Below are 9,567 nucleotides of genomic sequence, written 5' to 3' on the forward strand. Positions count from 1 at the left end.
GACGATCCATAGGAGCATCCGCCCTTCCCACGCCTGACCGCGAGCGCGGACGGGTGGCGCGCCGCACCATGGTCCGGTGACGACCGACCGCACCCGGCCCGATCTCGACGACGCCACCGTCGAGGCCCTGGGCAAGCTCTCCGAAGCCCTCGAGACAGTCGACCAGGCCCGGGGCTTCCTGTACGCCTTCCACCAGCTCACCGGCAAGGCCGACCGGCTCCTGCAGGAGTCCGTCGAGCTGTTCGAGCAGGCCGGCGCCGCCGCGCTCGCCGCCGACCTGGACCGAGACCTGGTCGGCCGGAACGTGATCGCCGATCGGTGGACCTTCCAGATCGTCGAGGACTTCGACGCGAACTACTGGGCCGCCTTCCGCGCCTTCGACGAGCGCGCCCGCGACGAGCTCGCCGGGGGCGACCGGCACGTGTTCGAGGCGCGGATGAAGCAGCGCGAGCGCACGGCCGGCCACCCGCGGCACGAGGCGGGCCCCGCCCTGGCCGACTAGCGCCCTCGATGCAGTGCGCCCACGGTTTCCGGGATCGGGCCCGCGGGCAGGAACCGGCCATGACCATGCCCGACGAGGAGAACGCAGGATCCGACCGCGAGGCGAAGCCGCTCGGCGCCGAGAAGGCACCCGGCGACGACCGGGAGTCGCTGGGGGACGTCAAGGGTTCGACCGACGGCATCGCCGGGCCCGCCTACCCACCCGCCGACACCGAACCGGACGCGCGGTGAGCACGCCCGATCCCCGCGCCCCCGGGGGTGCGGCCGATCCGCTCGACGTCGGCCTCGGCGGCCCCGCGACCACCGGTGCGTCACCGGGCCCGGCCACCACCCCGCCCTCGTCCCCCGCCGCGCCGGAGCGCCAGCGGCACACCGGGCGGACCATCGGCCGGACGCTCGCGGTGGGCCTGCTCCTCTTCGTCACCGTCGTGCTCGTGCTGTTCGTCGTCTTCAACGGCCAGACGGTGCAGATCAGCCTCGTCTTCACCGACGTCGACGCCCCCCTGGTGACCGCGCTGCTCATCGCGGCGGTCCTGGGCGCCCTGCTGGGCTGGCTGTCCAGCCTGCTGCTCCGCACCCGCCGGAGGCGCCGCTCCTGACGGTCCCCACCCGCGCGCACCCCCTCCGGGCGTGTCCGCGCCGAGGCGTGCTTGCTCCCGCTACCGGCCGGTAATATCGTTTGTTACTGGCGAGTAGGAACGCCGTCCACCGGCACGGGAGCAGGGCACATGACGCACTACACCGCGAACCTGCGGGACCTCGAGTTCAACCTCTTCGAGTTCCTGGACACCAAGGACCGCTTCGGCACCGCACCGTTCGAGCAGATGGACGCCGAGACCGCGCGCGGCGTGCTGGCCGAGATCCGGAAATTCGCCGAGGGTCCGATCGCCGAGTCCTTCTTCGAGGCCGACCGCAACCCGCCGCTGTACGACCCCGAGAGCAAGACCGTGGTCCTGCCCGAGGGCTTCACGAAGTCCGTGCGGGCCCTCGAGGACGGCGAGTGGTACCGCCTCGACCTGCCCGACGAGCTGGGCGGGTTCGGCGCTCCCGTGGCGCTGCGCTGGGCCGCCTACGAGATGATCCTCGGCGCCAACCCCGCCGTCTTCATGTACGGCTCCGGCCCCACCTTCGGCGCCACGCTGTGGGAGCTCGGCACCCCCGAGCAGAAGAAGCTCGCCGAGCTCATGATCGAGAAGAAGTGGGGCGCCACGATGGTGCTCACCGAGCCGGATGCGGGCTCGGACGTCGGCGCCGGCCGCACGAAGGCCGTCGAGCAGCCGGACGGCTCCTGGCACATCACCGGCGTGAAGCGGTTCATCACCTCCGCCGAGCACGACCTGAGCGACAACATCATCCACCTGGTGCTCGCCCGCCCGGAGGGCGCGAAGCCGGGCACCAAGGGGCTGTCGCTGTTCGTCGTCCCCAAGTTCCACGTCGACCTCGAGACCGGTGAGCTCGGCGAGCGCAACGGCGCCTACGTCACCAACGTCGAGAAGAAGATGGGCCTCAAGGTCTCCACGACCTGCGAGCTGACCTTCGGCGACGGAGACGTGCCGGCCAAGGGCTGGCTGGTCGGCGACGTCCACGACGGCATCGCCCAGATGTTCAGGATCATCGAGTACGCCCGGATGTTCGTCGGCACCAAGGCGATCGCGACCCTGTCGGCCGGCTACCAGGTGGCGCTGGACTACGCGAAGAACCGGGTGCAGGGCGCCGACCTCGCCGCGACGGCGAAGGACGCCCCCCGGGTGACGATCACCCACCACCCGGACGTGCGCCGCTCGCTGATGCTGCAGAAGTCCTACGTCGAGGGCATGCGCGCGCTGTACCTCTACGCCGCCAGCTTCCGCGACCAGGTGCTGGACGCCGAGGCGTCGGGCACCGCCGACAGCGAGGAGGCGACGCTCGCCGCGCGGGTCAACGACCTGCTCCTGCCGGTCGTGAAGGGCTTCGGCTCCGAGCGCGCCACCCAGCTGCTCACCCAGGAGTCGCTGCAGACGCTGGGCGGATCGGGCTTCCTGCAGGACTACCCGATCGAGCAGTACATCCGTGACTCCAAGATCGACACCCTCTACGAGGGCACGACCGCCATCCAGGGCCAGGACTTCTTCTTCCGCAAGATCGTCAAGGACGGCGGGGTGGCGCTGACCTGGCTCGCCGGGCAGATCCAGGCCACGGTCGACTCCGAGGCGGGCAACGGCCGGCTGAAGGAGGAGCGCGCCGCGCTGGCGGCGGCGCTGGGCGAGGTGCAGGGCATGCTCACCGCGATGTTCCGCCACCTCGACGAGGCCCAGCAGGACACGAAGTCCCTGTACAAGATCGGTCAGAACAGCACCCGCCTGCTGCTCGCCGTCGGGGACCTGGTCACCGCCTGGCTGCTGGTCCGCCAGTCGGAGGTGGCGCTGGCCGCGCTGGCCGGCGACGTCAGCGAGAAGGACCGGTTCTTCTACGAGGGCAAGCTCGCCGCCACCCGCTTCTTCACCAGCCAGGTGCTCCCGCGGCTGGCCTCGGAGCGGATCATCGTCGAGAACACCGACAACGCCCTCATGGAGGTCGACGAGGCGGCGTTCTGACCGGAGCCCCGACGGCCGCCGCCCCCTCGAGGGGTGGCGGCCGTCGTCGTTTCCCGCCCCGGGCAGCGGGCATGGTGCCGGGACGGCGGTGCGCGCTCGTGCCGCCTCCCCCACGTCCCGAGGAGAACGATGAGCGAGTCCGACGGCACCGGCTACCGGGAGTCGCCCGACACCACCGACGGCACCGCCGCGGCGCCCGACTCCGCACCCCAGGGCTCCGGCGACCTCACCACCGACGACGAGGCCCAGCGGGACGACGGCGTCGCCCGCCCCGGCAACGAGGCGGACTGACCGACGACCGGACCCGCTCCTACGCTGGTCCGGTGCCGGTGATCGACGAGGTGCTGCCGCCCGACGAGTGGACGGCGCGGACCGCGGCGCACGAGGCGCGGGTCGACCGCTGGGTGCGGCCGCACCGGGAGCGGCGCGGGCGCGGCGAGACCCACCCGGTGCACGACTTCCTCTTCACCTACTACTCGCAGGGCCCCGCGCTGCTGCGCCGCTGGCATCCGGGCGTCGGCACCGCGCTGGCGCCGACGCCGGACGGCCCCGCCCCGCACGCCGCGTGGCGCTGGTACCGCAGGGACGACGACGGCGTCGTCGCCCTGGACGCCGCCGCCTTCCTCGCCGACCGTGGCCGGACCGTCGAGTTCGTCCGGGGGTTGCTGTCCGCCACCGCGAGCCGGCCGGCGTTCACCGGCTGCTTCGGCCTGCACGAGTGGGCGATGGTCTACCGGGCCGACGAGCGGCGGCACGAGCTGCCGCTGCGCCTGGGCGCGGCCGGCACCGACGCCGTCGTCGAGGCCCATCCGATCCGCTGCAGCCACTACGACGCGTTCCGCTTCTTCACCCCCGAGGCGGTGGGCCGCAACCGGTTGCAGCCCACCCGCCAGACGCAGCCGGCCTCGGAGCAGCCCGGCTGCCTGCACGCGAACATGGACCTCTACAAGTGGGCCTACAAGCTCGGCCCGGCGGTGCCCGGCGAGCTGCTGGCCGACTGCTTCGCGCTCGCCGCGGAGGTCCGCGAGCTGGACATGCGGGCCTCGCCGTACGACCTGCGGGAGCACGGCTACGAGCCGGTCGCCATCGAGACGCCGGAGGGGAAGGCCGACTACGCGGCGGAACAGCGCGCCTTCGCCCGGCGGGCAGCGACGTTGCGCAGCCGGTTGCTCGACGTGTGCCACGCACTGCCCGCCCCCACGACACCCACCGGCCATCTCGGCGTCGTACGGTCGCAGTCGTGACCACCCTGCACACCGACCGCTGGATCCGCCTCGAGGGCACCGCCAACACCCGTGACCTGGGTGGGCTGCCCACGCACGACGGGGGCCGCACCGTGCCCGGCCGGATCCTGCGCAGCGACAACCTCCAGGGCCTCAGCGACGCCGACGTGCGCCGGCTGGTGCAGGAGCTCCGGCTGCGCGAGGTGATCGACCTGCGCACGTCCGCCGAGGTGCTGCTCGAGGGCCGGGGACCGCTGCGCTCGGTTCCCGAGGTCGTCCACCGGCACTTCACGCTGCTGCCGGAGCGGGGGCAGTACACCGACGTCTTCGCCGTCGAGGAGGACCAGGTCCCCGAGCTGCCGGCGGGCTGGATGGACTCGCTCCTGCCGCGACACGTCGCCGAGCACGACGAGGGCGAGCCGGCGCCGGTGCGCAGCTACCTCGGCTACCTGACCCAGCGAGGCAACGCCGTCGTCGAGGCGCTGCGCGCCCTGGCCGCACCGACGCGCACCGCCTCGGTCGTGCACTGCGCGGCGGGCAAGGACCGCACCGGGGTCGTCGTGGCCCTGTCCCTCGCGGTGGCCGGGGTGCCGCACGAGGAGATCGCCGTCGACTACGGCCTCAGCGGTGACGTGATCGAGGCGATCATGGAACGGCTCGCGGCCACCAGCACCTACGGCGGGGACACCGAGCGGCGCGAGACCGCGACCCACCGCCCTCGCGCGGAGACGATGCACCGCGTGCTCGAGCTCGTGGACGAGCGGTACGGCGGTCCGATCGGCTGGCTGGACGAGCACGGCTTCGGGCCGGAGGAGCAGGCCGCGCTGCGCGCCCGGCTGCGGGCCTAGACGGCGCCGCGCGGAGCGCGGTGCCCCAGCTTCTCGCGGTACATCGCCTCGTCGGCCCGGCGCAGCAGCGCTTCGACGGTGTCGCCGCGCTCGTGAACGGCGACACCGATGCTGGTTCCCACCTCGACGGTCCGGCCCTCCAGCCGGAAGGGCTCGGCGAAGCACTCGGCCACGCGGTCGGCGAGGCCCTGCGCGTCCGCGAGACCGGTCAGCCCCGGCAGGATGATCGAGAACTCGTCGCCGCTGAGCCGGCCGACGGTGTCGCCCGGCCGGATGACCGCGCGCAGCCGCGCCGCCACCTGACGCAGGAGCTCGTCCCCCGCGGCGTGGCCGAGGGAGTCGTTGACCTGCTTGAAGCGGTCGAGGTCGCAGAACAGGACGGCCAGCACCGTGCCCGGGTCGGACGCCGCCAGCTCCTCCTGCAGCCGCTCCCGGAACAGCACCCGGTTCGGCAGCCCGGTCAGGGCGTCGTGGGTGGCCTGGTGCCGCACCGTCTCCAGCAGCTGGGCGCGCTGCAGCGCGGAGACGGCCTGGTCGCCCACGCCGCTGAGCCGGTCGAGCACCTCGCCGTGCAGGTCGTCAGGGGCCTGACCGGCCTCCCAGCTCGCCGTCGCGATCCCGATGAACGCGCCGTCGGCCACCAGCGGGACGGCGATGACGTCGGAGAGCCGGAGCTCGGCCAGCAGCTCCTGCAGCGCCGGGCTGCTGCCCTCGCCGCTGATCACCCGCGGCGTGCGGGCGGTGAGCATCTCCATCAGCTCGGGGGTGTCCTCCGGGCTCAGGGACGTCGCGAGGAACACCGAGCGCCGGATCTCGTCCGGATCGGCCGCCGCCTGGGCGATCAGCCGGCCCTCGGTCGGGTCCCAGAGCATCACCGAGGCGCTGGTGCAGCCGACCACGCGCGGCAGGGCCTCGGCGACGACGGTGCCGATGTCGGCGATGTCCGTGGCCGCGCTCAGCTCGTGCGCGAGGGCGAGCAGCGCGCCGGCCCGGTTCGCCTCCTGCCGCGCGCCCTCGAGGGCGATCAGCAGGTCGAGGGCGGCCGCGGCGTGCCCGGCGTAGGCGGCGAGCATCGCCGCCTCGTCGCCCATGGGGTTGTCGCCGGGACGGTAGAGCGCGGCGAGCCGACCGTGCCTGCGGCGCGGCGAGGCGATGTCGACGACGACGGCCGACGGGCCGAGGTCGTCACCGGCGAGCAGACCGGCGGCCAGCTCCGGCACCGCCGAGTCCGGGAGCCCGGCGCCGTGCACGACGGGTGCGGCGCTGCCGGGCACCTCCACGGCCAGCAGGTAGGCCGGCGCCAGCACCGCCTGGGCGGCGCGGGCCACGATGAGCCGCAGCACCGTCTCGACGTCCTCGCCGGCAACGAGGTCGGTGGCCGCGGACTGCAGGCTCTGCAGCTGGGCCCGGAGGGCCACCAGCTCCGGGTCGACGGCGTCGACGCGGGTGCGCCGCCACGGGAGGCGGGACCTGGGGGTCCACTCGAGCCGGTAGATGCACGCCTCGTGCCCGTCGGACTGGCAGGTGTCGTGCTCGATGCGGGCCGGCGGCAACCGGAAGATCATCGGCACCGTGGTGAGCAGGCCCTGGGCGTAGAGGCAGTCCTGGCGGGAGTGCTCGTAGCCGTCGTGGAGCCGGTAGCGGATGACAGCCGACGTCGGTCCGCTCTCCAGGATCTCCATGGTCGAGGTGGTGCTGAACTTCTGCACCGCCCGCGGCAGCTTCCCCATCACCTGCTGCGGTGAGCCCATGGCCCGCAGCAGGATGACCAGGGAGTTCGACATCCCGGTGCGCAGCGCGGCCGCGCCGACCTCGAACATCGTGCGGGGATCACCCAGCACCTCGGTGGCCGCGGTGAACAGCCGGATGCGGGCGTCGTAGCTGCACCAGCGGGAGGGATCCTCCAGCTCGGCCGCGGAGGCGGTCATGCCGGCGCGGGTGAGCACCTCGGCCACCGCCTCGTCGCCGCCGACCGAGCGGACGTAGCGCAGCAGCCCGCCGGTCGTGGCGCCGGAGGTCTCCGAGGTGACGCGCGGTGGGGTCACGGCGTCACGCTCGGCCGGCCAGGGGTGCGCCAGCGGTCGCTCCGACCCCTGCCCGGAGGCGGGGTCGGGCGGCTGACCGCGGGGAAGAGGCGCACACCCTGATCATCGGCTCCGACCTGCGGCTGGCTAAGGCCGTCCCCCCCGTCCGGGGGAAGTCGTCTGCGCTCCCGCGCCCGGACGTGCGACGACCCCGGCCTCCGTGGGAGGCCGGGGTCGTGCGAGCCGGCGCGACGCCGCCGATCAGGCCGGCGGCGCGGGGCTCAGCGGTGGTTCACGAACGAGCTGGCGCCCGCCATCGTGAGGAGCTCGTCACGCATGGCCGGGCTGCTGGTGCGAGCCAGCGCCCGGTCGATCGCCCGCCGGGTGCGCGCCGCCTGGCGCCGCTGCCGCCAGCTGGACGTCATGCTCTTCATCGTCAGTGCCTCTTTCGTCGAAATGTCCGTTCTCCGCCCCGGAGAACGAAGGTGTCATCGACACTATTCCGACGATCCTTCAGCGAGAAGGCGGACATGCCTGGTAATCGTCATCCTGAAGGGTGAAGTGCCTCACGATGACGACGGACACGCGGCGGCGCCCGCCCTCCACAGAGGACGAGCGCCACGTGCGCTGATGGAACGCCCCCCTGACAGGGACCCACCGCGAGCTCGCGAGCGGTGGCGGTCAGGGGTCCTTTACTCGTCGGGGCGGGAGACGTCCCCGCGCCAGGCGCCGGTCTCGGTGCCGCGGCTCTCGATGAACTCCTTGAACTTCTTCGCGTCGGCCTTGATCTGCCGGTCGTCGAAGCCCAGGGCGGCGCCCGCCTTCTCCACCACGCCCTCGGGCTCCCAGTCGATCTGGATCATCACCCGCGTCTTGGCGTCGTCGAGCCGGTGGAACGTCACGACACCGGCGTGCTTGGCCTCGCCTCCGGTGCTGGTCCAGGCGACCCGCTCCTCGGGGTGCTGCTCGGTGATCTCGGCGTCGAACTCGCGCTTGACGCCGTCGATGTTCGTGACCCAGTGGGTGTGGGTGTCGTCGATCTGCGTGATGCTCTCGACCCCGCCCATGAACTGGGGGAAGGACTCGAACTGCGTCCACTGGTCGTAGACGACCCGGATGGGGACGTCCACGTCGACGGATTCCTGCACGCTGGCCACGGTCTCAGCTCCTCGGATAGCTCGATCGGTCGCGCGCGACCTACCCGTCACCTCCGGAGCCGACACGTCGGACGCCGCAGGTCAGGGCCGCGTCGACCGGTCGGGTGACCCGGCCGGTCCGCGGCTCAGGGTCGTGGGCTCGAGGTCCCGTCCCGCCGCTGCTGGGCCACGGCGGGGGCGAGCCGCAGGGCGACCCAGGCCACGGCGAGCAGGCAGAGCAGCCGGACAGCACCCAGGCCGGCGTCCGCCGTGCCGTCGACCACCAGCCCGACGACGTCGGCGAGCACGATGCCGGCCAGTGCCACGAGGACCGCCACCCCCGCGCGGCGGGTGGAGCTCTCCGGCGGCACCCCCGCCGACGCGAGCAGCAGGAGACCGGCCGCGAGCCCTGCCAGGTGGCCGAGCACCTGGACGATCCACCCCGCGACGCTCTCGTCGCCCGCGGGCACCCGGCCGTCCAGCATCGTCGCGACGACGGTGGCGAAGGCGAACACCAGCAACGCCGCGAGAGCCGGCCCACGTCTGTCCACGACCGACATCCTGCCGTCCGGTAGTCCGGTCAGAACGCCAGCGCCGCTCCCGGGTCCTCCAGCAGAGCGCCGATGTCGGCGAGGAACCGCGAACCGAGCTCGCCGTCGACGATCCGGTGGTCGAAGGAGAGCGCCACCGTGGTGACCTGCCGCGGCCGGATCTTTCCCTTGTGCACCCATGGCCGCTCCCGGACCGCCCCGAAGGCCAGGATCGCCGCCTCCCCCGGGTTGAGGATCGGCGTTCCGGAGTCGACGCCGAACACGCCCACGTTGGTGATCGTGATCGTCCCGCCGGTCAGGTCGGCGGGCATGGTGCGCCCCGCCCGGGCCGTCTCGGTGAGCTCGGCCAGCGCGGCGGCGAGCTCGGGCAGAGACAGCCGGCCGGCGTCCTTGACGTTCGGGACGACGAGCCCGCGCGGGGTGGCGGCCGCGATCCCGAGGTTGACCTGCCCGTGCACCACGATCTCCTGGGCCGCCTCGTCCCAGCTGCTGTTGACCATGGGATGCCGTCCCGCCACGAGCAGCAGCGCCTTGGCGACGAACAGCAGCGGGCTGACCTTCAGACCGGCGAACTCGGGCCGCTCGGCCAGCCGGCGGCGCAGCTTCATCGTCCGCGTGACGTCGACGGTGAGGAACTCGGTGACGTGCGGAGCGGTGAAGGCGCTGGCCACCATGGCCGCCGCCGTGTGCTTCCGGACGCCCTTGATCGGG

At 73.0% G+C, this 9,567-nt stretch carries 12 protein-coding genes; 7 read left to right on the plus strand and 5 right to left on the minus strand.

Translation table 11 applies throughout. From position 1 onward, the window contains the following. Window positions 1–76: 76 nt before the first annotated feature. From A6V29_RS04625 to A6V29_RS04645, 7 genes are all read left to right on the plus strand, one after another. Entirely contained in the window at window positions 77–502 is a 426-nt protein-coding gene (locus A6V29_RS04625; protein WP_137159213.1) for a hypothetical protein, read from the plus strand. A gap of 59 nt (window positions 503–561) precedes the next feature. Then, window positions 562–732: a hypothetical protein gene (locus tag A6V29_RS20590; protein ID WP_170977688.1), complete on the plus strand. Its 171-nt coding sequence runs from the start codon at window positions 562–564 to the stop codon at window positions 730–732. Next, window positions 729–1,100 (plus strand): LapA family protein, encoded by a 372-nt coding sequence (locus tag A6V29_RS04630; RefSeq protein WP_137159214.1) that lies wholly within the window; start codon window positions 729–731, stop codon window positions 1,098–1,100. The genes A6V29_RS20590 and A6V29_RS04630 overlap by 4 nt, the downstream gene beginning before the upstream one ends. A gap of 129 nt (window positions 1,101–1,229) precedes the next feature. After that, complete coding sequence (locus A6V29_RS04635; protein ID WP_137159215.1) at window positions 1,230–3,074, plus strand: acyl-CoA dehydrogenase; 1,845 nt, start codon at window positions 1,230–1,232, stop codon at window positions 3,072–3,074. Between the two features lie 129 nt (window positions 3,075–3,203). Next, entirely contained in the window at window positions 3,204–3,365 is a 162-nt protein-coding gene (locus tag A6V29_RS20595) for a hypothetical protein (RefSeq protein ID WP_170977689.1), read from the plus strand. A 32-nt stretch (window positions 3,366–3,397) separates the two neighbouring features. Next, window positions 3,398–4,318, plus strand: coding sequence for a 3-methyladenine DNA glycosylase (locus A6V29_RS04640; RefSeq protein ID WP_212718991.1), 921 nt, complete (start codon window positions 3,398–3,400; stop codon window positions 4,316–4,318). Beyond that, window positions 4,315–5,145, plus strand: coding sequence for a tyrosine-protein phosphatase (locus A6V29_RS04645; RefSeq protein WP_137159216.1), 831 nt, complete (start codon window positions 4,315–4,317; stop codon window positions 5,143–5,145). The genes A6V29_RS04640 and A6V29_RS04645 overlap by 4 nt, the downstream gene beginning before the upstream one ends. On the opposite strand, the gene A6V29_RS04650 is transcribed toward A6V29_RS04645, so the two are convergent. From A6V29_RS04650 to A6V29_RS04665, 5 genes are all read right to left on the minus strand, one after another. Next, window positions 5,142–7,190, minus strand: a complete 2,049-nt coding sequence (locus A6V29_RS04650) for a sensor domain-containing diguanylate cyclase (protein WP_137159217.1) — start codon at window positions 7,188–7,190, stop codon at window positions 5,142–5,144. The genes A6V29_RS04645 and A6V29_RS04650 overlap by 4 nt on opposite strands. Before the next feature lie 260 nt (window positions 7,191–7,450). Next, window positions 7,451–7,594: a hypothetical protein gene (locus A6V29_RS20600; RefSeq protein ID WP_170977690.1), complete on the minus strand. Its 144-nt coding sequence runs from the start codon at window positions 7,592–7,594 to the stop codon at window positions 7,451–7,453. 267 nt (window positions 7,595–7,861) lie between these two features. Continuing rightward, the gene (locus tag A6V29_RS04655) at window positions 7,862–8,326 is read right to left on the minus strand and encodes an SRPBCC family protein (protein ID WP_137159218.1); all 465 of its coding nucleotides are present in this window, start codon (window positions 8,324–8,326) and stop codon (window positions 7,862–7,864) included. A 125-nt stretch (window positions 8,327–8,451) separates the two neighbouring features. Beyond that, window positions 8,452–8,856, minus strand: a complete 405-nt coding sequence (locus A6V29_RS04660; RefSeq protein ID WP_137159219.1) for a hypothetical protein — start codon at window positions 8,854–8,856, stop codon at window positions 8,452–8,454. Between the two features lie 29 nt (window positions 8,857–8,885). Next, the coding region (locus A6V29_RS04665; protein ID WP_137159220.1) for a dihydrolipoamide acetyltransferase family protein at window positions 8,886–9,567 on the minus strand (682 nt) is incomplete at its 5' end.

The organism is Blastococcus sp. CCUG 61487, assembly GCF_005222955.1.
In the GTDB taxonomy this organism is placed as follows: domain Bacteria; phylum Actinomycetota; class Actinomycetes; order Mycobacteriales; family Geodermatophilaceae; genus Blastococcus.